At 64.9% G+C, this 22,381-nt stretch carries 19 protein-coding genes; 9 read left to right on the top strand and 10 right to left on the bottom strand.

What is annotated here, in order from left to right:
- Positions 1-4: 4 nt before the first annotated feature.
- Positions 5-1,621 carry a hypothetical protein gene (locus FBX97_RS27315; protein WP_141838734.1) on the top strand — a complete coding sequence of 539 codons (1,617 nt, stop codon included), beginning with the start codon at positions 5-7 and terminating at the stop codon, positions 1,619-1,621.
- A 5-nt stretch (positions 1,622-1,626) separates the two neighbouring features.
- On the top strand, positions 1,627-2,745 hold the full coding sequence (locus FBX97_RS27310) for a hypothetical protein (protein ID WP_141838732.1): 1,119 nt from the start codon (positions 1,627-1,629) through the stop codon (positions 2,743-2,745).
- On the opposite strand, the gene FBX97_RS27305 is transcribed toward FBX97_RS27310, so the two are convergent.
- Complete coding sequence (locus FBX97_RS27305; RefSeq protein WP_185748777.1) at positions 2,742-3,548, bottom strand: DUF4349 domain-containing protein; 807 nt, start codon at positions 3,546-3,548, stop codon at positions 2,742-2,744. The genes FBX97_RS27310 and FBX97_RS27305 overlap by 4 nt on opposite strands.
- Positions 3,549-3,572: 24 nt before the next feature.
- Positions 3,573-4,019 carry a DUF2147 domain-containing protein gene (locus FBX97_RS27300; RefSeq protein WP_141838728.1) on the bottom strand — a complete coding sequence of 149 codons (447 nt, stop codon included), beginning with the start codon at positions 4,017-4,019 and terminating at the stop codon, positions 3,573-3,575.
- A gap of 165 nt (positions 4,020-4,184) precedes the next feature.
- Here FBX97_RS27300 and FBX97_RS27295 point away from each other — a divergent pair, with 165 nt between their 5' ends.
- Positions 4,185-4,898, top strand: a complete 714-nt coding sequence (locus FBX97_RS27295; RefSeq protein WP_141838726.1) for a YoaK family protein — start codon at positions 4,185-4,187, stop codon at positions 4,896-4,898.
- 27 nt (positions 4,899-4,925) lie between these two features.
- On the opposite strand, the gene FBX97_RS27290 is transcribed toward FBX97_RS27295, so the two are convergent.
- The 6 genes from FBX97_RS27290 to FBX97_RS27265 form a co-directional block, all read right to left on the bottom strand.
- Positions 4,926-6,419 carry a S9 family peptidase gene (locus FBX97_RS27290; protein WP_185748776.1) on the bottom strand — a complete coding sequence of 498 codons (1,494 nt, stop codon included), beginning with the start codon at positions 6,417-6,419 and terminating at the stop codon, positions 4,926-4,928.
- Between the two features lie 231 nt (positions 6,420-6,650).
- A complete protein-coding gene (locus FBX97_RS27285; protein ID WP_141838724.1) occupies positions 6,651-9,461 on the bottom strand; it encodes a valine--tRNA ligase in 2,811 nt (936 codons plus the stop codon).
- A gap of 91 nt (positions 9,462-9,552) precedes the next feature.
- Complete coding sequence (locus tag FBX97_RS27280; protein WP_141838722.1) at positions 9,553-9,972, bottom strand: response regulator; 420 nt, start codon at positions 9,970-9,972, stop codon at positions 9,553-9,555.
- Complete coding sequence (locus FBX97_RS27275) at positions 9,969-11,084, bottom strand: sensor histidine kinase KdpD (RefSeq protein WP_255517658.1); 1,116 nt, start codon at positions 11,082-11,084, stop codon at positions 9,969-9,971. Before FBX97_RS27275 ends, FBX97_RS27280 begins: the two co-directional genes overlap by 4 nt.
- 227 nt (positions 11,085-11,311) lie before the next feature.
- Positions 11,312-11,491 (bottom strand): hypothetical protein, encoded by a 180-nt coding sequence (locus tag FBX97_RS27270; RefSeq protein ID WP_141838718.1) that lies wholly within the window; start codon positions 11,489-11,491, stop codon positions 11,312-11,314.
- Positions 11,492-11,500: 9 nt separating this feature from the next.
- On the bottom strand, positions 11,501-11,824 hold the full coding sequence (locus FBX97_RS27265) for a hypothetical protein (RefSeq protein WP_141838716.1): 324 nt from the start codon (positions 11,822-11,824) through the stop codon (positions 11,501-11,503).
- 117 nt (positions 11,825-11,941) lie between these two features.
- Between FBX97_RS27265 and FBX97_RS27260 the strand changes: the two genes are divergently transcribed.
- Positions 11,942-12,451, top strand: coding sequence for a hypothetical protein (locus FBX97_RS27260; RefSeq protein ID WP_141838714.1), 510 nt, complete (start codon positions 11,942-11,944; stop codon positions 12,449-12,451).
- Positions 12,452-12,457: 6 nt separating this feature from the next.
- Here FBX97_RS27260 and FBX97_RS27255 read toward each other — a convergent pair whose 3' ends face one another.
- The gene (locus FBX97_RS27255) at positions 12,458-14,032 is read right to left on the bottom strand and encodes a S8 family serine peptidase (protein WP_185748775.1); all 1,575 of its coding nucleotides are present in this window, start codon (positions 14,030-14,032) and stop codon (positions 12,458-12,460) included.
- 287 nt (positions 14,033-14,319) lie between these two features.
- Here FBX97_RS27255 and FBX97_RS27250 point away from each other — a divergent pair, with 287 nt between their 5' ends.
- A complete protein-coding gene (locus FBX97_RS27250; protein WP_141838712.1) occupies positions 14,320-14,958 on the top strand; it encodes an ANTAR domain-containing response regulator in 639 nt (212 codons plus the stop codon).
- Position 14,959: 1 nt separating this feature from the next.
- Here the strand turns inward: FBX97_RS27250 and FBX97_RS27245 are convergent, their stop codons facing one another.
- Positions 14,960-15,970, bottom strand: coding sequence for a GlxA family transcriptional regulator (locus FBX97_RS27245; protein ID WP_141838710.1), 1,011 nt, complete (start codon positions 15,968-15,970; stop codon positions 14,960-14,962).
- Positions 15,971-16,111: 141 nt separating this feature from the next.
- Between FBX97_RS27245 and FBX97_RS27240 the strand changes: the two genes are divergently transcribed.
- The 4 genes from FBX97_RS27240 (at position 16,112) to FBX97_RS27225 (ending at position 22,364) form a co-directional block, all read left to right on the top strand.
- The gene (locus FBX97_RS27240) at positions 16,112-17,218 is read left to right on the top strand and encodes an S-(hydroxymethyl)glutathione dehydrogenase/class III alcohol dehydrogenase (protein ID WP_141838708.1); all 1,107 of its coding nucleotides are present in this window, start codon (positions 16,112-16,114) and stop codon (positions 17,216-17,218) included.
- A gap of 267 nt (positions 17,219-17,485) precedes the next feature.
- Entirely contained in the window at positions 17,486-19,393 is a 1,908-nt protein-coding gene (locus FBX97_RS27235) for a M56 family metallopeptidase (protein WP_141838706.1), read from the top strand.
- Positions 19,394-19,575: 182 nt separating this feature from the next.
- On the top strand, positions 19,576-20,070 hold the full coding sequence (locus tag FBX97_RS27230; protein ID WP_141838704.1) for an outer membrane beta-barrel protein: 495 nt from the start codon (positions 19,576-19,578) through the stop codon (positions 20,068-20,070).
- A gap of 191 nt (positions 20,071-20,261) precedes the next feature.
- Entirely contained in the window at positions 20,262-22,364 is a 2,103-nt protein-coding gene (locus tag FBX97_RS27225; RefSeq protein WP_141838702.1) for a M13 family metallopeptidase, read from the top strand.
- Positions 22,365-22,381 lie beyond the last annotated feature (17 nt).

Below are 22,381 nucleotides of genomic sequence, written 5' to 3'. Positions count from 1 at the left end.
CGGCATGAGCGACGTAGCGACGACACCGATGCGCGACGCCCTGGCCTGGGCGACGAACGACACCAGCAAGGCCAAGGAACCGAGTACCAATCCTTTCGTGTGGCTGTGGGAAGCGATCGAAGGCGACTTCAACGACGAGCGCTCGACGGCGCAGATTCTCTTCGATACCGCCGTATCGATGATTCCTCTGGTGGACCAGTTGTGCGACATGCGCGACCTGGTTGCCAATGTCAGGAAGCTGTCGCGCGACGCACGCGACATGTGGAATTGGGTCGCGCTCGTGCTCACCCTGATTGGCCTGTTCCCAACCCTGGGTTCACTGGTCAAAGGTGTACTCAAGATTTTCTTTGCCTTCATTCGGCACCATGGCGGCACGGCTGCGGCCAAAGCCGTCGATGCGGGGATGACATGGGTAATTACCTTTTTGCGGCGCAGGGACGTGCAGCGCTATATCAGTGTGAGCAAGATTGACGAGATCTTCAAATGGTTGGCGACCGAAATCCGGGCCGTGCGCGCCAAGGTGAATGTCGGGGAGCTCATGCGTGCGTTCGACCGGGGAATCGGTGTCATCGAGGGGCTGGTGGGCAAGGTCGAGATCATACCTGTGGTCGGCAAGAAGGCGACCGCCACGCTGGAAGATGTCAGGCGTATCCGCATGATGGCGAATGAGCACTTCGCAGGCGCGATCAGGCCGGTTCAGGATTTGCTGGATAGTATCGTGCTGCGGCTGGAAAAGGAGGCGCTGGCCAAACAAAGAGGAATTGTCGACGTCGCGAACATTCACTTTCGTGGCAACTTGCCTGAGGCGTCTGCAGTGGCCCTGATGAGAAAGTATCCGCCTAAATGGCTGAGCAAAGACGGCGAGGAACTCTTTGAGAGTTTGGTGGCTAAAGATCGCCGCACTATGGTTAGAAATGCCAGTGCCAATACTGATGCCAATGGTCGACTGATACCTGAAAAAGACCGCTTTCCTAATCTTTCCGACCAAAGTATCGAGTCCTTCCATACGCTGGCACAACATGTGATCCGGGGGCCTGCTCGCCTGTACCGGGTGATCGGCCCATCCAGCCGTGCCATGAGCGATTGCTGGGTCACGGAAGCCATTTTTAAAAAGCTGCAGAGTGCCCCGGACCCGAAGGCCGCATGGCGCGAACATTTGGCGGTGTGGCCGGATTGGAACCCGGACGGGCAGTTCGTCATCTATGACATCAAGGCCGGCGAAACACTGAATGTGTGGCGCGGAAAGGCAGCAAGCCAGAGGAAGGCCAGTCTGCCCGATCATTTCTTGCGAGGAGGAGAGGAACAGATCGTCTTCAATATCGAGCGCACCGATGTGCGTAACGATACGGTTCTGTACTACAAAAACATGTCTGGAAAGCCGCTGTCACAGGTAAAACCAATGACGCAAGATCAGGTGAATGCTCTCAAGCGGGACATGACAGCCGCACAAAGGAAAGCATTCGACGATTCTCATCTGTGCTTGCGTCAAAAAATCAATCACCCGAATATCAGTGGTCCGTTCGAAACCGGATGGGGATATACCGAGTTCGATGGCGTGCTTCGAGCGGCAAAAATTGGATTACCCGAACTTCCGGGTCAACTCACCACAGTCAATAGGTAAATCACATGGATTCTGATGGCATCAACAGCAAGCTTGCACTCAGCCCTTGGCAACAAAAGCAGGCAGCAATGCTCACCTATTTCTCGTCGCTGGAATACCTGATCAGCTTGCATACGCTTGTGACCCGTTTGATCGACGGGAACATTGATCCAGTTTTGGACCAAGCGAAATCGCAGGGTCGCGATGCCGTGCTGGTTGACGTGCGCTGGGGGACCCGCGACACCTCACAAAATTGGTCCAACAATGGATGGCCTTACCTGAAGGGCCTGCAGGATTTACTTGCCAGGCAAATAGCCGAACGGCCGCTTGGAAAATATGCCATGGCGCCGGTCAACGAATCTTTTCGCGGCATGGATCAGTTTTCCCTGGGATGGATGACGCCGGACGAGGAAGACGCCTTTGATGAAGAAAGGCAGAAAATCAGTGATTGGGCATCGCCGATTAATCACACGATGGCTGACCGGATGTCGAAAGCGTGGAACGACTTTTATTTTGCGTGTCATTATCCTGAATTTGCTTGCCGCTTTGACCGGATACCCAGGTTCCGCATCCTTACCGATATTGCTTACCCGACTGGCGTCATTCCTAAACAAACCGGTATCTATATAGCGAAAGACGATCCTCATGCCGCTCTGCAGTTCGTTTGGTCCGGCAAACACGGACGCGAGCTGCGCCAGGCGACCACCTTCAACGAACTGGGGCTGGCAGCCTTCGCCGCAGTAGGCCGCCAGGATCTCTGGTTCAGCGACGAGAAGATGTTCAAGTTCACGACATCGCCTCCTTACGCTAAACTCTTTCACGACGACGTCATCTGGAAAGATGGGCCGCATCCCAATCTCGCACCGTCAGCTGTCGCAAGAAGAGCATTCACTAAGCAGGATTCGGAGTGGTACCTGGTTGAATGCATTGAAGGCGAATTCGACAGGCTGGCCGATCTCAATGCGGTGGAAACGGTCAAATCAGGGCCGCGCATCATCGGTGGAACGCGGTGTATAGAGCCGGGATTTTATTTCTCGCCGTCTCGGCCGGGTTCGCGTCGATACTTTGCCAAGGACGAGCTCGCACCGACCTTCGATACCGAATATGGTCAAACGTTCTGGCAATGGGATGCCAGCCAGACCTAGCCAGCAGAAATCTTCCCACCCCGGCGCCGGCGCCACAACCGGCGCCCGCCCCAGCCCAGCACCGACATCAGCAACAGCCACGGAATCAAGTAAGCCAGCCCGGTAATGGCCGTCGAGATCCCCTCCGCCAGGTGCCCACCGAATTCCCGCAGCGCGCGCCCGATCGGCGTCCAGAACGAGCGGTGCCGCTCGGAGCGGATCGACACGTCGAGAATCTCTGTTTCGACGCGCTGGGCGAGCAGGGCGCGCTTGCCGGCCGCGGCTTCGTAGTTGGCCTGCACCTCGGCCAGCTCGTGGTTCACCTTGATCAGCGCCTCGATGTCGTTGCCCGCCCGGGTGCGCAGGGCTTCGAGGCGGGTGCGGTAGTCGTCCAGCATGGCCACCTGGCGGGCCGCGTCCACGATCGGGGCGGACAGGTCTTCGGCGCGTGTGGCCTGGCGGGCCAGCTCGGCGTGTTGTCCCATTGCCGCCACCAGTTTCGGGATGACGTCTGGCCGGGCGCGGAATTTCAGCGTGGCCGCGGCGTTGGGCTCGCCCTCGATGCTCGACGCGAGCAGGGTGCATGCGGCCGCCGTGGCGTCGCGGCAGGCGCGCAAGCCGGCCGCCTGGGTGGTGGCCACCCGTTCCGGCGCGGTATCGATGTCGACCTCGTGCTCATAGGCGAGCTGGCGTGCCGGCCCGGCCGCCCGTTGCGCGACTTGCGCGTTGCCCTGGTCCGCGCCATGCCGCGCCGAGCAGCCGGCCAGCAGCATCGGCAGCACCAGCAGGCCGGCGCAGGCGATGGACGATGGCCGGGGATGCATGCTTGACCGCATGTGCCGCTCAGCTTATTCCTGGCGCAACCACACCTGCGAACGGCCGAACATCGGCATGCCGACGAAGCCGCGCACCTCGACTTTCTTGCCGCCTTCGCGCACGGTCAGCTTGCTCTTGTAGACCTTGCCGTTCTTCGGATCGAGAATCTCGCCGCCGGTGTATTCGTCGCCGGTCTTCTTCAGGCCGGACACGATGGTCATGCCGACGATCGGCTGGTCCTTGCGCGCGTCGGTGCATTGCACGCATTTCGGGTTCTGGTCTTCGTTCGGCGCGCGGAACAGTTTTTCGATCTTGCCCTGCAGTTCGCCCTGCTGCTCGGTGATGCGGATCAGGGCGGTCGGCTTGCCGGAGGCATCGTCGATGGTCTTCCACAAGCCGACCGGCGAGCCGTCCTGCGCCATGGCGAGCGGGGTGGCGGCGATGGCGGCAAGCAGGGACAGGGTGAGCAGGGGGCGCATGGCAGTCTCCGATGGAAGTTGTTGAGTCAGTGTAGCAAACTGAATGACTGTTCGGAAACATGTTGCCAATAAGCGACGTCAATGGGGGGCGGCAGGGGGCAAATGGGCTGTGCACGGCGGGGCGGATCGGACTAGCATGAACACAGGCATATCGAGGAGAACGCGATGAACGGGTCCAACTCTGGCCGCATGGATAGCCGCACCCTGGGCGCCGCACTGGCCTTCCTGGCGGGTTACGTCGATGCGCTGGCTTTTCTGGCGCTGTTCGGCCTGTTCACCGCCCACGTCACCGGCAACTTCATCCTGATCGGCGCCGCGCTGGCCGATCCGGACCACAGTTCGGTCCTGCTGAAACTTCTCGCCTTTCCGGCCTTTGTCGGCGGCGTGGCGGCGGCGCGCATCCTGGCGGTGGTGGCCGAGAAGCGCGGCGGCGCCGTGCTGCGGCTGGCTTACCTGCTCGAGCTGGTGCTGCTGGCCGGCTTCATGGGCTTCGGTATCGCCGCTGCGCCGATCGGGAGCGAGGCCGGAGCGCTGGCCATGACGGCCGGCCTGCTGGGGACGGCGGCGATGGGCGCGCACAGCGCCACCAGCCGCCTCTGCCTCGGGCACCTGGCGCCGACCTCGATCATGACCGGGAACGTGACCCAGATCGTGATCGACACGGTCGACGTGCTGCGCGGCGCCGACGACCCCGGCCTGCGCAGCCGCTTCGCCAAGTTTCTCTGGCCCCTGCTGGCGTTCGCGGTGGGCTGTGTCGCCGCTGCCTTCGGTTTCCGCTGGTTCGGCTTTGCCGCGCTGGCGGTGCCGGTGGCGATCCTGGCCGGCCTGGTCATGCTGGAGGCGCCGCTGGCCGGGCCGGCGCAGGCCAGGGGCGCCTAGCCATCCCGGTTCACGGCGCCCGCCGCGTCAGCGCGTGCATTGCGGCAGCGTGCCCCGGGTCGCGATCACCGCGGCACTGTCGTCCTGGGAGCGGGTGTTGTCGGTGAACTTGCAGCCGTACTGCGGATCGGCCACCACGGACGGTGTCAGGACGTCGTCGCCGGCCGGCTTCACGCCCTGCTGTTCCCACTTGATCATCGCGTCGAAGGCGGCCGCCTGCTCGGCGATGGTGAAGTCACAGTGGCTGATGCCGCGGATCGCGCGCTGCACCAGCATGCCAGACGTGCCGAGCGCGTCGGCGCGGCGCTTGTAGATCTGCTCCATCTTGAACGGTACGTACAGGTCGCCCAGGGTGTGGATCGTCACCACCGGCACCTTGATCTGGGCATTGGTCTTGGGCACCCAGCGCAGGCCATCGCGGCGCAGGCGGTTGGCGTCCGGCGTGGCCTGGACGCGGTAGATCGCTGCGTTGTAGGCCTGTTCTTCGGTGCTCAGGGCCGGGTCGGCGTCGAGCTGGAACACGATGTCCCTGGTGGTGATGACGTCCTCGTTCAGGATGCCCAGCATCTTGCCGTCGCGGCCGAAGGTGCCCCACACGGTCGCCTGCAGCGGGCTGGCGTAGGCGTAATCGAACAGCGGACGCGGGCCGCCGCTGAGGTTGGCGACGATCTGCTTCAGGCGCATGCCCTGTTCGGTCGGCACCGCCGGCGCGGTCGGCGTGCTGCCGCCCGGGAAGCTGGAGAACATCTTCGCCTGTACCTGCGGGCCGATCGTGGCCCAGTCCTGGGCCGGCCAGCTGGTGGCCGGCATGCCGGCTTCCTGCATCGCCGCGGTCTGGTAGGCGGCGAAGTAGTCGTACAGCTCGGTGTCGCCCAGTACGCCGCACATCGGGACGGCGCCGTTGTAGCGGATCTTGTTGTTGGCGGCGGCGATGTTTTCCTCGTCCACGGCGGCCGCCGTGACGTGGCCGCCCATCGATATGCCGATGATGTAGGTCTTGCTCGGCGCCGCCAGCGTGCGGCCGTTCTTGCCGGCGATGTCGCGGAAGGCCAGCGCCAGCGCATTGGTGTCCTCGACGCCGGCGCGCACGTCGTAGTAATTGCGGCTGTAGCTCGACGCGGCCCAGGCATAGCCCTGCTCGAGCAGGTGGCGGCGGATGGCCGGCGGCGATACCGACAGCGCCGCCCCGGTACCGGCGTAGCCGTGGGCATACATGACGAGCATGCCGTTCCAGTTTTTCGGCACCTCGATCTGGTAGCCGGCGTTGTTCAGCACGCCCCACCAGCGGTCGGCGTCGGGCGCGCCGCTCAGGGCGGCGAGGGGGAGGCTGGCTTCGTTCACGGTGTAGATGCGCGCATCCTGCGGCCGTGCCGGTTCCGGCTGTATTGGTACCTGCTGTACCGGCGCCGGCGAAGGCGGCACCGACACGACCGGGTTGTCGTCGCTGCCGCAGGCGCTGAGGGCCAGCGCGGCGAACAAGGGGAGGATGCAGGGGATGACAGTGCGGGGCTGCTTGTTCATTCGGGTCTCCATGATCGTTGTTGTGCGCTACATGTTTCGCAGAGCGAAATGACGAACCGCTGTGTGATTTATTGTAGGCCTAAAACAAGATCGGGAGAGCAAGCACCGGCGCAGTGTTGCAAATTGAACGAGACAAAGAGAAAGGCCCACATGCAGCGGCATGTGGGCCCATGACGGGGCCTGGAACCAGGCCCCGGGGAATTACCGGATGCGACTGTCGGCGATAGCCACTCAGGCCGGCGGCAGCTTGGCCAGCTGCTCGCGCATCTTGTCCAGCGTGGCGCTGAAGTTGGCCACGCGCTCGCGTTCCTGGGCCACGACGGCGGCCGGGGCGCGCGCCACGAAGCTTTCGCTGGACAGCTTGCCGTTGGCCTTGGCGATCTCGCCTTCGACGCGCGCGATTTCCTTGGACAGGCGCTCGCGCTCGGCGGCGACGTCGATCTCGACCTTCAGCATCAGCTTGGTGGTGCCGACGATCGACACGGCTGCCGGCGATTCCGGCAGGGCGTCCACGATCTGCACTTCCGACAGCTTGCCCAGCAGCTGGACGTAGGGTGCGAAACCCTGCGCCGCGATGCGGTCGGCGTCGGAGCCCGGCTCCACGATCAGCGGCACGCGCACCGACGGCGACAGCTTCATTTCGCCGCGCAGGTTGCGGGTGGCGTCGGTCAGCTTCTTGAACTGGTCCATCCAGGCTTCGGCACCTTCGTCGATCATCGCTTCGTCGGCGATCGGGTAGGGCTGCAGCATGATGGTGTCGCTGCTTGTGCCCGATCCTTTGCCGGCCAGCGGCGCCACCGCATGCCACAGCTGCTCGGTCACGAACGGGATGATCGGGTGCGCCAGGCGCAGGATCACTTCCAGCACGCGCAGCAGGGTGTGGCGGGTGGCGCGCTGCTGCGCCTCGGTGCCCTGCTGGACCTGGACCTTGGCCAGTTCCAGGTACCAGTCGCAGTACTCGTCCCACACGAACTTGTAGATCGCGTTGGCGATGTTGTCGAAGCGGTAGTCTTCGAAACCCTTCGCCACGTCGAGCTCGACGCGGTTCATCAGCGAGATGATCCAGCGGTCGGCCTGCGACAGGTCTGCCGGGTCAGGCTTGCCGCAATCCTTGCCCTCGGTGTTCATCAGCACGAAGCGGGTGGCGTTCCACAGCTTGTTGCAGAAGTTGCGGTAGCCTTCGGCGCGGCCGAGGTCGAAGTTGATGTTGCGGCCCAGCGAGGCGTAGCTGGCCATCGTGAAGCGCACGGCGTCGGTGCCGAAGGCCGGGATCCCGTCCGGGAATTCCTTGCGGGTGGCCTTGGCGATCTTCTCGGCGGCGCGCGGGTCCATCAGGCCGGTGGTGCGCTTGGTCACCAGCGACTCGACGTCGATGCCGTCGATCAGGTCGATCGGGTCGAGCGTGTTGCCCTTCGATTTCGACATCTTCTGGCCCGACGAGTCGCGCACCAGGCCGTGCACGTACACGGTCTCGAACGGCACCTTGCCGGTGAAGTGCGCGGTCATCATGACCATGCGCGCGACCCAGAAGAAGATGATGTCGAAGCCGGTCACCAGCACCGACGACGGCAGGAACATCTTCATGTCCGGCGTCTCTTCGGGCCAGCCCATGGTCGAGAAGGGCACCAGCGCCGACGAGAACCAGGTGTCGAGCACGTCGTCGTCACGGCGCAGCGCGCCGGTGATGCCGGCGGCCTCGGCCTTGGCCTGCGCTTCTTCTTCCGAACGGGCGACCACGATCTGGCCGTCTTCGGCATACCAGGCCGGGATGCGGTGGCCCCACCACAGCTGGCGCGAGATGCACCAGTCCTGGATATTGCCCAGCCACTGGTTGTAGGTGGTGGACCAGTTCTCGGGCACGAACTTGATCTCGCCGTTCGCCACTTTTTCGAGGGCGACTTCGGTGATCGACTTGCCCGGATTGAAAGTGCCTTCCGGCGCCGGCTTGCTCATGGCGACGAACCACTGGTCGGTCAGCATCGGCTCGATGACGACGCCGGTGCGGTCGCCGCGCGGCACCATCAGCTTGTGCGGCTTGACCTGTTCCAGCAGGCCCTGCGCTTCGAGGTCGGCGACGATCTTCTTGCGCGCGGCAAAGCGGTCCAGGCCGCGGTAGGCTTCCGGCGCGTCGTCGACGATCTTGGCTTCCAGCGTCATGATCGACAGCATCGGCAGCTTGTGGCGCTGGCCGACCGCGTAGTCGTTGAAGTCGTGCGCCGGCGTGATCTTCACGCAGCCGGTGCCGAAGGCCTTGTCCACATACTCGTCGGCGATGATCGGGATCTCGCGGCCGACCAGCGGCAGCTTCAGCATCTTGCCGACCAGGGCGGTGTAGCGCTCGTCGGTCGGGTCGACCGCGACGGCGACGTCGCCCAGCATGGTTTCCGGACGGGTGGTGGCGACCGTCAGGTGGCCGCTGCCGTCGGCCAAGGGGTACTGGATGTACCACATCGAGCCGTCTTCTTCCTGCGAGTCGACTTCCAGGTCCGACACCGCGGTGCCCAGCACCGGGTCCCAGTTGACCAGGCGCTTGCCGCGGTAGATCAGGCCCTGCTCGTACAGGCGCACGAAGACTTCGGCCACGGTTTTCGAGCGCGGCTCGTCCATCGTGAAGTATTCGCGGTTCCAGTCGGCGGACGCGCCCAGGCGGCGCATCTGGCCGGTGATGGTGCTGCCCGACTTTTCCTTCCACTCCCAGACCTTCTCGACGAAGGCTTCGCGGCCGAGGTCGTGGCGCGAGATCTTCTGGGCGTCCAGCTGGCGCTCGACCACGATCTGGGTCGCGATGCCGGCGTGGTCGGTGCCCGGGATCCAGGCGGTGTTAAAGCCACGCATGCGGTAGTAGCGGGTCAGGCCATCCATGACGGTCTGGTTGAAGGCGTGGCCCATGTGCAGGGTGCCCGTCACGTTCGGGGGCGGCAGCTGGATGCTGAACGACGGCTTGCCGGCGTCCATGGTGGCGGCGAAGTAGCCGCGCTGTTCCCATTCGCTGCGCCAGAATTGTTCGATGTCGGCTGGCTCGAAAGACTTGGCTAGTTCCATGATGGCGTAGTGGCGTTGAATTTGCGAAAAGAATCATTATAGAGGACTGGCGCGCGCCCGCAACGCAGCCGGCCCGATGAACGTGCAAGGATCATTGCCGCAGGCGTGTCCAGTCGCCGTACAGGAAGTTGTCGATGATCTCGAAGTTGGCCGGCTTGGTCAGGTGGTAGTCGAAGCCCGCCAGGCGCGTGCGCGCCAGCGTCGCCTGGTCGTTCCAGCCGCTGAGCGCCACGATCCAGACCCGTTCCAGCCCGGGAATGCCGCGCAGGCCCACCGCGGTCTCGTAGCCGTCCATGACCGGCATGCCGAGGTCGAGGAACACGACTTCCGGCATGAAGTCGCGTGCCCGGTCCAGGCCGGCGAGGCCGTTGTGCGCCATCGCGACCTGGTGGCCGTGCAGCTCCAGCACCATGCCCATCAGGTCGCGCGCATCGTCATTGTCGTCGATCAGCAGGACGCGGCGGCTCGGCAGCGCGGCGCCTTCCTCGGGGACGAGTCGTGGGATGTTCATTGCGCATCCTCCCTGCGCAGGCGCTGCGGCGGCTTGCGCGGCAGGCGGATGCTGAAGGTGGTGCCGTCGGTGTCGTTCGACTCGACATGCATGGTGCCGGCATGGGCAATGACGATCTGGCGCGCAATGAACATGCCGATGCCCAGGCTGGTGTCGGCGGGGCCGTCCTGCCTGTCCGGCATGGCGAGGCGCACCAGCGGGTCGAACACGCTGCCGATGGTCTTGGCGGGAATCACCGGGCCCATGTTGTTCACCGAGATGCACACGTCATCTGGCTTCGGCGACAGCCGTACCCGGATCGGCTGGTCGCGCGTCCCGTACTGCAGTGCGTTGCCGATCATGTTCGACAGCACCTGTGCAAGTCGGCTGTCGTCGCCATGGATGTCTTCGCGCATGGCGGGATCGAAGTCGATGATGCGCTCCGGATGCGAGGTGCGCAGCTCGTCGATCACGTTCAGGCACACCTCGGCCAGGTTCATGCGCTTGGGCCGGATCGGGATACCGGCCCCCAGGTGGGTGCGGGTAAAGTCGATCAGGTCGGCGATCAGCTTGCCCATGCGCTGGCCGCTGTTGAAGATGCGGGTGGCGGCGAGCACGTATTTGCCGGGCAGGTCGGTCGCGCGCATCATGTAGGTGGCGCCGGTCGTGACGGTGCCCAGCGGATTGCGCAGGTCATGCCCGAGGATGGCCAGGAACATGTTTTCCGACTGCTTGACCATCTGGGCGTAGCGCGCTACCGACTCCGCCAGCGCCTGGTCGATGCCTTCGTTGAAGCGCATCACGTCGTCCATGTCGCTGGCCAGTCCGGGCTTCGCCTCCGCGGTCCACATGCTCAGCACGCTGGCGCGCAGTGCCCGGTATTCGGAGACCAGCTGCTCGATGCTGTAGCCGGACAGCAGGCGCGCTTCGGCATGGGTTTCCGCCGCCGTGTCTTCCTTGGCCGACGGCGCCCGGCCCTGCGCTTTTTCCTGGCGTTCGAATCCGGTCTGCGGCGTCGTGAGATCGAGGGCGATCGCCCTCAGCATCAGCTTGGCATGGTCGCGCAGTTCGGTGTCGTCCATGGTCAGCGCCGGCGGTTCGATGGTGCGGGCAAAATCCTCCCATGCCTGCATGATCGGTTCCATGTTGACGAGTATGAAATCGGAGAGGCCTACGGGAGCGGTGTGGTGGAGCATGGGAGCCTTGTATGAAGGTCATACAACCGAAGGAACTCACCGAAGGTGATTCATTCAGGGATGGTTCGCGCGGGCGGACACAAGGCTGGGGAGAAGACCGACAATAATACGGCTGCAGGAGTGGGACCAGCCAATATACAGGTGAACGGGGCGGGCACCTACCTTTATTTGCCGGCGATGGCACCCTGCCAATCCGCATTCGCCGGCGGCAGGGCCCCGTTTTCCGACGCCTTGAGCGCCGCGCGGTCGATGCGGTAGCCGGCGCGGCCATGTGTTTCCCGTTTAACTGCGCGCTTGCGACAAGCGCGCGGGCACCAAGCAGTGTAATTATAGTTGACGTCCATCCGGGCCCTTCAAAGCCCGGCATGCCAGTCCGCATACGGCGTGTTGGCGACCAGCTTGCGGTTGAAGTCCGGTGCGCCGTCGTCCCACCATACCGGGCCGCGTTCGCCGAGTGCGCGCTTGGCCTCGTCCACCGCGGCGCGCGCGGCGCGTTCGGCGCCGGCATCGCCGGCCTTGAGCGCCAGGCCGACCTGGCGCCGCGCCGCCATCAGCCGGTTGACCAGGGCCTGGCGCTGCTCGGGCGGGAGATGCGGATTGCTCATGCGCCAGAGGCGGCCTTTGACGACGAAGTAGCGGCCGTCCGGGGTGCTGGGGTATTTGGCGGGGCTGGGCATGGGGCCACTATACGCAAAGGCCGTCGATGGCCTCGTCCGCCTGGGTGTGAGTTTTGGTGCATTTTCGGCGGGCTGCGCGGGGTACCATGCGCTTTCACGAACCTCCTGGACGCCACGATGCGCACGCCGACGACACGCCTCCTGTTCCCGCTCCTGGTCCTGCACTCCGCAGCCAGCTTCGCCTGCGCCATCGTCCCGCCCGGGAAGCAGGCCGAGATACATGCGAAACAGCTTGCGGCCTACAAGGCCGAGGTGGCGGCGGTCAAGGAGGAAGCCGACCTGATCTTCATGGGTTCGCTGAGCACGCTGGCCTCGACCCCGGAAACCGTGACGGCAGCGTCGGGACAGACCCGGGTGCTGCAGCACCACCACGCGGTGTTCCAGCCGTGGGAGCAGATCAAGGGCGAATACCGCGACGGCCAGGTGCTCGACTACACCACCGACAAGAACCGGGTCGTGGTCGGCTGCGGTCCGGAATTCCGCACCCTGCCGAAGGAAAACGGGGCAGGGGAGGTCTACCTGGTGTACGCCCGCGAAGGCAGGATCCTGCGCACCAATCACATGCCGATGGATGCGCAGGTCCTGAGCGGCTACGAGGAAGCGGCCTTCCTGCGCGGCGGCGAATAGCGGCGCTTACTTGCCGCAGCCGAGCGACTTGATGCGGTCGTAGGCGGCCTTGGCCTGCACCAGGCCGTAGCCGTACTTGGTGTCGCGTCCGGACGTACCCAGGTCGAGCGCGCTGTTGTCCAGCGAGGTACGGATCTGGGTGCCGGTGCAGGTCGGGAAGTAGCTCCACACCAGGGCGGCAACCGCCGACACGTGCGGGGTGGCCATCGAGGTGCCGTCGAAGTAGGCGTAGTTGGAAGCCTTGACCGCCACCGTCGCGCTCTGGCCCAGCTGGGCCTTCATCGCGGCGCCGTCGGTGTCGGACGCCGTGACCGACGGGATCGCCGTCACGGTGGTGCCGAGCGTGCCGCCGAAGCCGCCCGCGGCGTTGTTGTAGACGATGGCGCCGACGCCGCCGCTGCTCTGGCAGTTGTTGACCTTGGTCGCGAAGTCGACCGTGCCGCGCTGGATCAGGCAGACCTTGCCCGAGACCGCGGTGTTGACCTGGTCGCCGATGCCGAAGTCGGCCAGCGCTGCGGTCGCGCTCTTGACCGGCGAGCCTTCCATCGCCGCCGAGGCATAGTTGACCGTGCCGACGCTCAGCGCGGTATCGATGCCGGCACCCATCGGGACCGTCGACAGCACCGACACGCCGGGGCCTGCGATCTCGACGTCCTTGTTGTACTGCGAGAAGCTGGCCCAGGCCTTGTTCTGGTCCACCGCCGCCACCGACATCACGCTGTCGTAGCCGGCCGGGTAGGAGGTCACGGTGTTGCCGTCGTTGCCGGCGGCGGCAATGCTCAGCACGCCCTTGGTCTGCAGGCTGTCGAAGGCGCGCTGTTCGGTGACGCTCCTGGCGCCGCCGCCCAGCGACATGCTGATCACGTTGGCACCGGCGGCGCCGCACTTGTTGGCGGCCGAGGCCAGCGTCGAGGAGTAGGCCCAGCCGTCCTTGCCGAACACCTTCACGATGTGCAGCTTGAGCTGGCGGTTCGGATTGACGCCGACCACGCCGGTACCGCTCTGGTTGACGGCGGCGATGGTGCCGAACACGTGGGTGCCGTGGTGGTTCTCGTCGGTGTTCCAGTTGCCGGTGCCGGCATCGTATTCGCCGGTGACGTTGCTGCCGTTGGCCAGCAGGTCTTCGTGGCTGAAGTCGACGCCGGAGTCGATGATGCAGACCTTGCGGTTGGCGGCATTGGTGTCCGCCAGCTGGTCGGCCTGGACCAGCTTGATGCCGTACGGGACCAGCTGGCCGGTGGCATACGGCGTGCCGGTGGACGGCGTGGTCAGCGCGAACGCCTTGCGCAGCACGTCTTCTTCGACGTAGTCGACGTTCGGATTGTGCTGCAGGCCCTGGAGCGCGGCAGTCGGCACTTCGATCGCCATCGCGTTCATGTTGAAGATCTCATGCTTGACCGCGCCCTTGGCCGAGACGACCGCCGACTTCACGGCCGCTGCGGCGCCGGGTTTGAAGGCGACGATGACGCGGGTCGTGGCGGGGGCGGCCGAGGCCGGCATTGCGAAGGCAGCTGCGAGCGCCGTTACGCACAGGCCCAGGGCCGGAATGGCCGTGGATACGCGAGATTTCTTTTGATTCATCGGTGTTTTCTCCGTCTAAAAGCATATCGTTATCGCCGCAGGCCTCATGGGACTGCGTGCACCGCGTGCCACGTGATGGGCAGCAGAATCCAGTTTATTGTGGGAACTTATACATACAAAATTGATTTTCAATCGTGCGCGGGGGTGTTGCGTTATCGCTGGAATATGCAATTTGATTGACGAAGCGGCTTGCCGGCATGCTATATTTTTGGCCGTCGGATTTCGGTCATGTGGCATTGCGGCCACAATGATCGATTCACTTCCTTCTTCACGCGAGAACGATAACAATGAGCGCGCCCCTTTCTCCCCGCCGCCTGGTCCTGCTGGTCGACGACGATGCCGTCCTGCTGGAATACCTGTCCACCGTCCTGGAGCATGCCGGCTACGACACGCTGGAAGCCGCTTCCGCGCCCGAGGCGCTGCAGCGCATCGCCGAGCGCGAAGCAGACATCGCGCTGGCGCTGCTCGACATCAACATGCCCGGCATGTCCGGCCTCGACCTGGCGCGCCGCCTGAGGGACCATACCCAGGTCGCCTTCATGTTCCTGTCCTCGGTCGACGATGCCGAAACCGCGCGCCAGGCCGCCAGCCATGGCGCGGTCGGCTTCCTGGTCAAGCCGGTCGACGCCGCGCGCCTGTTGCCGGCCTTCGAATCGGCGCTGGCGCGCGCCGACGAGATCCGCCAGCTGCGCCGCACCGAGGCCAACCTGAACGCGGCGCTGGCCGCCGGCCGCGAAACCAGCCTGGCCGTCGGCCTGCTGATGGCGCGCTTCCAGACCGACCGCAATACCGCCTTCGAAGTCCTGCGCGACCACGCGCGCTCGAACCGGCGCAAGGTCAACGAAGTGGCCGAGCAATTGATCGCGGCCGAGGAGCTGCTCAACAGCCTGCATGGGGCGTTTGCCGGGCGCCTGCGCGGTAAATAAGCTACCTGGCCGCGGACACGCCGGTGGTGGCGAAGCGCTCGCGGTACAGGGTGGGCGCGATGCCCATCCGTTTCTGGAACACGCGCCGCATCTGCGCTTCGCCGTTGAAGCCGGCGCGCGCCGCCACCGTCTTCAGCGGCAGTGCCAGGTCGGACAGCAATTGCTTGGCGCGCTCGAAGCGGCAGGTGGCGATGAATTCCTGGGTGCTCAGTCCGACTTCCTGCAGGAACACGCGGGCGAAGTGGCGCTCGCTCATCATTGCCTTTTGCGCCAGCTGGGCCACCGACAGCCGTTCGTGCAGGTTATCCAGAATCCATTTCTGAATGTCGCGGATGCCGGGCCGTGCGGTCCGTTCGCTCAGCAGGTGCGAGCTGAACTGCGACTGGCCGCCGGGGCGTTTCAGGTACACGACCATGTCGGTGGCGACCTGCAGCGCCACTTCCTTGCCGAGGTCTTCCTCGACCAGCGCCAGCGCCAGGTCGATGCCGGCGGTGACGCCGGCAGAGGTCCACAGGTGGCCGTCGCGCACGAAGATGGCGTCGGCATCGACCGTCACGCCGGGGTAGTCGGCCTGCAGGGCCGCGGCCACGCTCCAGTGGGTAGCGGCGGCCTTGCCGTCCAGGACGCCGGCGGCGCTCAGGAAGAAGGCGCCGGAACACAGCGCCGCCAGGCGCTGCAGGCGGGTACAGGCACGCGCCACCCAATCGACGATGGCGCCGCCCTCGGCCAGTGCCCCCCGGATGTCGCGCGCGCCGACCACGATGGCGGTATGCGGCAAGGCTTGCGGATCGAGCGCCCGCGTGGCCTGCAGCGACATCAGCGTATCGGAAGGGATGTTGCCTTCGCGTATGGACACGACCTGGACAGCGTAGGCGGCCGCTTTGCCGGCGCGCCGCAGATGCACGTTGGCATATTCGAACACCGACATCGGGCCGATGGCTTCCATCGCCTTGAAGCCGGGGTAGACGATGATGTCGATGGTGATCGGTGCGCTGGCTGGCCTGTCTTGCATGGTTCCTTTGAAGATGTTGAGGGCTGGCAAATCCGGTCATTATTGCACCATTTCCTGCCATCGAATGGTGCGCCTCTTGGCCGCGGCCGGGCTTGTGCGGATAATGACCGGATCGCATAACCAACCAGGAAAGTAGCGAACATGAAAACCAAGGCAGCGATTGCATGGCAGGCGGGTAAGCCGCTGACGATCGAGGAAGTCGAACTCGAAGGCCCGAAGGCGGGCGAGGTACTGGTCGAAGTCAAGGCGACCGGTATCTGCCATACCGACTACTACACGCTGTCCGGCGCCGATCCGGAAGGCCTGTTCCCGGCCATCCTGGGCCATGAGGGCGCCGGCGTGGTGGTCGACGTGGGCCCGGGCGTGACCAGCGTGCGCAAGGACGACCACGTCATCCCGCTGTACACCCCGGAATGCCGCCAGTGCAAATTCTGCCTGTCGCAAAAGACCAACCTGTGCCAGGCCATCCGCTCGACGCAAGGCCGCGGCCTGATGCCGGATGCGACCTCGCGCTTCTCGCTCGACGGCAAGCCGATCTATCACTACATGGGCACCTCGACCTTCTCGAACTACATCGTGGTTCCGGAAATCGCGCTGGCCAAGGTGCGCAGCGACGCCCCGTTCGACAAGATCTGCTACATCGGCTGCGGCGTCACCACCGGCATCGGCGCCGTGATCTTCACGGCGAAAGTGGAAGCGGGCGCCAACGTGGTCGTGTTCGGCCTGGGCGGCATCGGCCTGAACGTGATCCAGGCGGCGCGCATGGTCGGCGCCGACAAGATCATCGGCGTCGACATCAACCCGGCGAGGGAAAGCATGGCGCGCAAGTTCGGCATGACCCACTTCGTCAATCCGAAGGAAGTCGGCAACGTGGTCGACGCCATCGTCCAGCTGACCGACGGCGGCGCCGACTACTCGTTCGAGTGCATCGGCAACACCACCACCATGCGCCAGGCGCTGGAGTGCTGCCACAAGGGCTGGGGCCAGTCGATCATCATCGGCGTGGCCGAAGCCGGCGCCGAAATCTCGACCCGTCCGTTCCAGCTGGTCACCGGCCGCGAATGGAAAGGCTCGGCCTTCGGCGGCGCCCGCGGCCGCACCGACGTGCCGAAGATCGTCGACTGGTACATGGAGAACAAGATCAACATCGACGATTTGATCACCCATCACCTGCCGCTGGACCGCATCAACGAAGGTTTCGACCTGATGAAGTCGGGCGAGTCGATCCGCTCGGTCGTCGTCTACTGATCTGCCGATACGTCGCCCCCGCCTTCGCGGGGGGGGCGACGTCATTCTTTCTCGTTTCTCCTGCTTTTCTCCCGCCTGTTCCGCCGATCCTGCAGCCTGTCGCAGCCTGCTGGCCCGGCCGCGCACGTCCCGCTATCGTGCAGCCATCCACCCACGCGCACATCTAGAAAAAAGGTTCTAGACAAAATTTTCTAGTCATTCCATACTGCCCTGGACAAAAGGAAACGGCATGAATCCGCAACGCATCCACAAGCGCAAGGCGCTGCCATGAACGCCCTGGCCTGGGCACTGCTCGATTTCGTCTGGCAAGGCGCGCTGCTGGGCTGCGCCGCCGCCGCCGTGCTGGCGCTGATGGACCGGGCGCGGCCGCAGGCGCGCTATGCGCTTGCCTGCGCCGCCTTGCTGCTGTGTGCGGCCTTGCCGCTGGCCGGGGTGCTGGCGCGCCTCGGCGGCGTCGAGGCGATCGGTGCCAGCGTTGCACTGCCGGGCGTGCTGCTGCCGCATGCGGCGGGTCCGGCATCGGCCGCCGGCTTGGCGCAGGGCCTGGGCGCCGGCGCCGGCGCGCATGGCTGGCTGGAAGCCATGCGGCTGGGGCTGCAGCCGCGCCTGCCACTGGTGATCCTGTGCTGGGCGGGCGGGGCAGGGATGCTGGCCCTGCGCCTGCTGCTGGGCCTGGCCTGGGTGCGGCGGCGCAGCCGTCCCGGAGCCTGGCGTCCCGATCCGGCCTGGCAGGCCGTGCTCGACCGCATGGCGGCGTGCCTGGGCATCGGCCGTCGCGTGCTGCTGGGCCTGGTCGACGATGGCGCGGCGCCGGGCGCGCTCATCGGCGGGCCGGTCACGGCGGGCTGGTGGCGTCCGCTGGTGCTGGTGCCGGCGGCGCTGGCCACCGGCATGGCGCCGCCGCTGCTGGAAGCCTTGCTGGCGCACGAACTGGCCCACGTGCGCCGCCACGATTACCTCATCAACCTGATGCAGAGCGCAGTGGAGGTCCTGCTGTTCTATCACCCGGCGGTGTGGTGGCTGTCGCACCGCATCCGGATCGAGCGCGAACTGATCGCCGACGATCTTGCCGCAAGCCTGCTGGGCGAACCGCGGCGCCTGGCGCTTGCCCTGTCCGAGCTGGACCAGTTCCAGCTGTCCACCCACTCGCTCGCCCCTGCGGCGCACGGAGGAAATCTCATGTCCCGTATCAAACGCCTGGTTCGTCCGCAATCGGACACCCTCAATGGAAAACCGCACTGGAAGCTGGCGCTGCCGCTGCTGGCCCTGGTGCTGTCGGCCGCGGCATCGACCCGGATCGGCAGCGCCAACGCCGCGCCCCAGCAAGCGCAAGCCGAGGCCGCGGCAGCGCAAGCCGAGGCCGCAGCAGCGCAGGCGCAAGCCGCGGCAAGCCGGGCGCAGGCACAAGCGCAAACAGCCGCCGGCCAGGCCAGGGCCGCTGCGCGCGATGCCGAGCGCAGCGCCGGCCGCCGCCATGACGAGCGCTTTGCGCTGGTCAGCGGCACCGAGCACAACCTGAGCGCCAGCGGCGACGTCGGCGACTGGGCCAATATCAGGCAACTGCGCCGCAGCATCGACGGCGAATTCCTGTGGTTCCGCGCGGACGGCAAGTCCTGGGTCGTGCAGGATCCCAAGGTACTGGCCCAGGTGCATGCTGCCTACGAGCCGATGGAGCGCCTGGGCCGGCAGATGGAGGGGTATGGCAAGGAGATGGGCCGTCACGGCAAGGCCATGGATGCACTCGGCAAGGACATGTCGCATTCGGCGGCCGACATCCGTCCCGACCAGGCCCGCCTGCACGACCTGCAAAGCCGGATGAACGACCTGGGCCGCCAGATGGGCGACCTCGGCCGGCAGATCGCGCAAGCCCAGGACGACGGCGAACGCCAGCGCCTGCAAACCCGGATGAACCGCCTGAGTGCGCAAATGAACACCCTGGGTACCCAAATGGGCGAAGCCGCGGATACTGCCGCCCAGCACGCTGCCCGCCAGAAGATGGACGAGATCGGCCGCCGCATGGACGAAGCCGGCAAACCCATGGATGCGCTCGGCAAGCAGATGGATGCGCTGGGCCAGCAGATGGAGCGGGAAGGGGAACGTGCCAACGCGGCGGTGCGCGCCCTGATCCGCGACGCCATGGCCCGCGGCCTGGCGCGGCCGGCGCCGCAAGGATGAGCCGCTTGTTGTGACCGGCTGTCAATACGCTCCCTTAACTGCAGAGTATCATTTTCGCCACAAACCAGGGCACGATTGCACCAGCGGCGTGCAAGCCTGTCATTGAATGGTTATAATTGCTTCTCTGCAATTGACAAATTAACTCAATTGCTCAATACATATTTATTGATCAGGACATTACCATGTTGAAGAAAATTGTTGCCGCTGCAGCCCTGGCCCTGGTGGCTTCCTCCTCGTTCGCTGCCGCCCCGACCGCCTTCTACGGCGGCCTGGACGTCGGTTCGACCAAGATCGACGATTTCGACCAGGACAAGACCAGCTTTGGCGGCTTCCTGGGCTACGGCTTCAACCAGTTCTTCGCAGTCGAACTGGGCTACCGCTACCTGGGCAAGTTCGACGTGTTCGGTACCGACGTCAAGGCCAAGCAGACCCACCTGTCGCTGGTCGGCTCCTACCCGCTGAACGCCCAGTTCGACGTGTACGGCCGTCTGGGCTACAACAACCTGCGCGCTGAAGCCAAGGCGGGCGGCATCACCTACGGCGACGACACCGACGGCGGCCTGTACGGTATCGGCCTGAACTACAACTTCAACCCGCAGCTGTCGGGCCGTTTCGAAGTCCAGAAGCCATCGAGCGATTCGACCAACTACAGCGTCGGCGTGGTCTGGAAGTTCTAATCGGCTTCTCGTAGCAAGAAGCTGACCGAAACGGCGGCTGTTCCTGACGGAGCAGCCGCCGTTTTCACTTTGGCCGGTGTTGTTTGCCACCTGGTAAATATTGTCCGGCTGGTATTTATATGGCAGCATGTCAACGCGCCGCTCACCAAGCGGCGCGTTCTCATTTCAAGCATCCCACCAGGAACCTGCCCATGCGCCAGTTCGTTCGCCTTGCCGTGTCCGCCACTTTGGCCGGACTTGGCGCCCTTGCCACTGCCCAGACCACCACGCCTGCGCCCGCCACCCCCGCTGCCCCTGCGGCCAGGGCGGAACGTCCGGCCACCGAATTCCCCTACACGCCGGGCCTCGACGTGAATGCGATGGACCGCAGCGCCGATCCCTGCGTCGACTTCTACCAGTATGCCTGCGGCGGCTGGATGAAGAACAATCCGATCCCGGCCGACCAGGCGCGCTGGTCGGTGTACGGCAAGCTGGCCCAGGACAACCGCCGCTACCTGTGGGGCATCCTGGAAGACCTGGCCAAGCGCCAGGACGGGCGCAGCGTGAGCCAGCAAAAAATCGGCGACTACTTCGGCGCCTGCATGGACGAGCGCGCGATCGAGGCGCGCGGGGCCGAGCCCTTGAAACCCTACTTCGACCAGATCGCCGGCCTGCGCTCCCAGCGCGACCTGCCGCGCGTGCTGGCGAAACTGCAGCTGGCGCTGGCCGACCAGGGCCTGTACTTCGGTTTCGGCTCGAGCCAGGACTACGGCGATTCCTCGCGCGTGATCGCGTTTGCCGTTGCCGGCGGCCTGGGGCTGCCGGACCGCGACTCCTACCTCAAGACGGACGCGCGCTCCAAGGAGATCCGCGCCAACTACGTGGCCCACATCGCCAACACCTTCAAGCTGCTGGGCGATACCCCGGAGCAGGCGCAGCGCGAAGCCGCGCGCGTGATGGCCATCGAGACCGCGCTGGCCAAGGCGTCGCTGTCGCGCGTCGACAAGCGCGATCCCTATAAACTGTTCCACAAGGTCGACGCGAAAGGCTTGCAGGCGCTGACCCCGGGCTTCGACTGGCAGGCTTACCTGGATGAACTGGGCCAGGGCAAGCAAAAGACCTTCAACGTCACCGAGCCGGCCTTCTTCAAGGCGCTGGGCCAGATGTGGAAGACCGGCGACATCGCGTCGACCCGTACCTATTTGCGCTGGCACGTCGCGCGCACCCTGTCGCCGGCACTGGCCTCGAATTTCGACAACGAGCACTTCGACTTCTTCAGCAAGACCCTGCGCGGCGTGCAGCAACAGCCGCCGCGCTGGAAGCGCTGCGTGGCGCTGGTCGACCGCCAGCTGGGCGAAGCGCTGGGCCAGGAATTCGTCAGCCGCGCCTTCTCGCCGGAACTCAAGGCCAAGTCGCTGCACATGACGCGCCAGATCGAAGACGCGATGAAGAAGGACATCGAGTCGCTCGACTGGATGAGCGCGGACACCAAGAAGAAGGCGCAGGAAAAGCTGGCCGCGATCGTCAACAAGATCGGCTACCCGGACAAATGGCGCGACTACAGTGCCTATGACGTGAAGGCGGGCGATTTCGCCGGCAACGTCGTGCGCGGCAACATCTTCGAACAGCGGCGTGACCTGGCCAAGATCGGCAAGCCGCTCGACCGCAGCGAGTGGGGCATGACGCCGCCGACGGTGAACGCCTATTTCAATCCGCAGATGAACGACATCAACTTCCCGGCCGGTGTGCTGCAGCCGCCGCTGTTCGACCCGAAGATGGATGACGCGCCGAACTACGGCAACACCGGCGGCACCATCGGCCATGAACTGACCCACGCCTTCGACGACGAAGGCCGCCAGTTCGACGCCAACGGCAACCTGAAGGACTGGTGGACCAAGAAGGATGCCAAGGCCTACGAAGAGCGCGCCCAGTGCATCGTCGACCAGTATGCGCAATACACGGTGGTGGACGACATCAAGATCAACAGCAAGCTGACGCTGGGCGAGGATATCGCCGACCTGGGCGGCCTGATCCTGGGCTGGATGGCGTGGAAAGAAGAAATGGCGAACATGCCGGCGAAAGCGCAGCCGCGCGACGGTTTCACGCCGGAGCAGCGCTTCTTCATCGGCAACGCCCAGTGGGCCTGCGAAAACGACCGCCCGGAAAACCTGCGCGTGACCGCCATGACCGACCCGCACTCGCCGGGCCGCTTCCGCGTGAACGGGCTGGTGGTGAACATGCCACAGTTCCAGCAAGCCTTCCAGTGCAAGGCGGGCCAGCCGATGGTCAAGGAAAAGCGCTGCCGCGTGTGGTAATTGCCTTGGTAGCCTTA

It is taken from the genome of Herbaspirillum sp. SJZ107 (genome assembly GCF_006715485.1).
Classification (GTDB): Bacteria; Pseudomonadota; Gammaproteobacteria; order Burkholderiales; family Burkholderiaceae_D; genus Telluria.
Note: the sequence above shows the minus strand (reverse complement) of the source record. Positions and strands in the feature narration are given on the sequence as shown.

Excerpts from the sequence above, each read along its gene's own strand:
- FBX97_RS27315 (WP_141838734.1), top strand. The coding sequence starts at position 5 with ATGAGCGACGTAGCGACGACACCGATGCGCGACGCCCTGGCCTGGGCG.
- FBX97_RS27310 (WP_141838732.1), top strand. The coding sequence starts at position 1,627 with ATGGATTCTGATGGCATCAACAGCAAGCTTGCACTCAGCCCTTGGCAA.
- FBX97_RS27305 (WP_185748777.1), bottom strand. The coding sequence starts at position 3,548 with ATGCATCCCCGGCCATCGTCCATCGCCTGCGCCGGCCTGCTGGTGCTG.
- FBX97_RS27300 (WP_141838728.1), bottom strand. The coding sequence starts at position 4,019 with ATGCGCCCCCTGCTCACCCTGTCCCTGCTTGCCGCCATCGCCGCCACC.
- FBX97_RS27295 (WP_141838726.1), top strand. The coding sequence starts at position 4,185 with ATGAACGGGTCCAACTCTGGCCGCATGGATAGCCGCACCCTGGGCGCC.
- FBX97_RS27290 (WP_185748776.1), bottom strand. The coding sequence starts at position 6,419 with ATGAACAAGCAGCCCCGCACTGTCATCCCCTGCATCCTCCCCTTGTTC.
- FBX97_RS27285 (WP_141838724.1), bottom strand. The coding sequence starts at position 9,461 with ATGGAACTAGCCAAGTCTTTCGAGCCAGCCGACATCGAACAATTCTGG.
- FBX97_RS27280 (WP_141838722.1), bottom strand. The coding sequence starts at position 9,972 with ATGAACATCCCACGACTCGTCCCCGAGGAAGGCGCCGCGCTGCCGAGC.
- FBX97_RS27275 (WP_255517658.1), bottom strand. The coding sequence starts at position 11,084 with ATGCAGGCATGGGAGGATTTTGCCCGCACCATCGAACCGCCGGCGCTG.
- FBX97_RS27270 (WP_141838718.1), bottom strand. The coding sequence starts at position 11,491 with ATGGACGTCAACTATAATTACACTGCTTGGTGCCCGCGCGCTTGTCGC.
- FBX97_RS27265 (WP_141838716.1), bottom strand. The coding sequence starts at position 11,824 with ATGCCCAGCCCCGCCAAATACCCCAGCACCCCGGACGGCCGCTACTTC.
- FBX97_RS27260 (WP_141838714.1), top strand. The coding sequence starts at position 11,942 with ATGCGCACGCCGACGACACGCCTCCTGTTCCCGCTCCTGGTCCTGCAC.
- FBX97_RS27255 (WP_185748775.1), bottom strand. The coding sequence starts at position 14,032 with ATGAATCAAAAGAAATCTCGCGTATCCACGGCCATTCCGGCCCTGGGC.
- FBX97_RS27250 (WP_141838712.1), top strand. The coding sequence starts at position 14,320 with ATGAGCGCGCCCCTTTCTCCCCGCCGCCTGGTCCTGCTGGTCGACGAC.
- FBX97_RS27245 (WP_141838710.1), bottom strand. The coding sequence starts at position 15,970 with ATGCAAGACAGGCCAGCCAGCGCACCGATCACCATCGACATCATCGTC.
- FBX97_RS27240 (WP_141838708.1), top strand. The coding sequence starts at position 16,112 with ATGAAAACCAAGGCAGCGATTGCATGGCAGGCGGGTAAGCCGCTGACG.
- FBX97_RS27235 (WP_141838706.1), top strand. The coding sequence starts at position 17,486 with ATGAACGCCCTGGCCTGGGCACTGCTCGATTTCGTCTGGCAAGGCGCG.
- FBX97_RS27230 (WP_141838704.1), top strand. The coding sequence starts at position 19,576 with ATGTTGAAGAAAATTGTTGCCGCTGCAGCCCTGGCCCTGGTGGCTTCC.
- FBX97_RS27225 (WP_141838702.1), top strand. The coding sequence starts at position 20,262 with ATGCGCCAGTTCGTTCGCCTTGCCGTGTCCGCCACTTTGGCCGGACTT.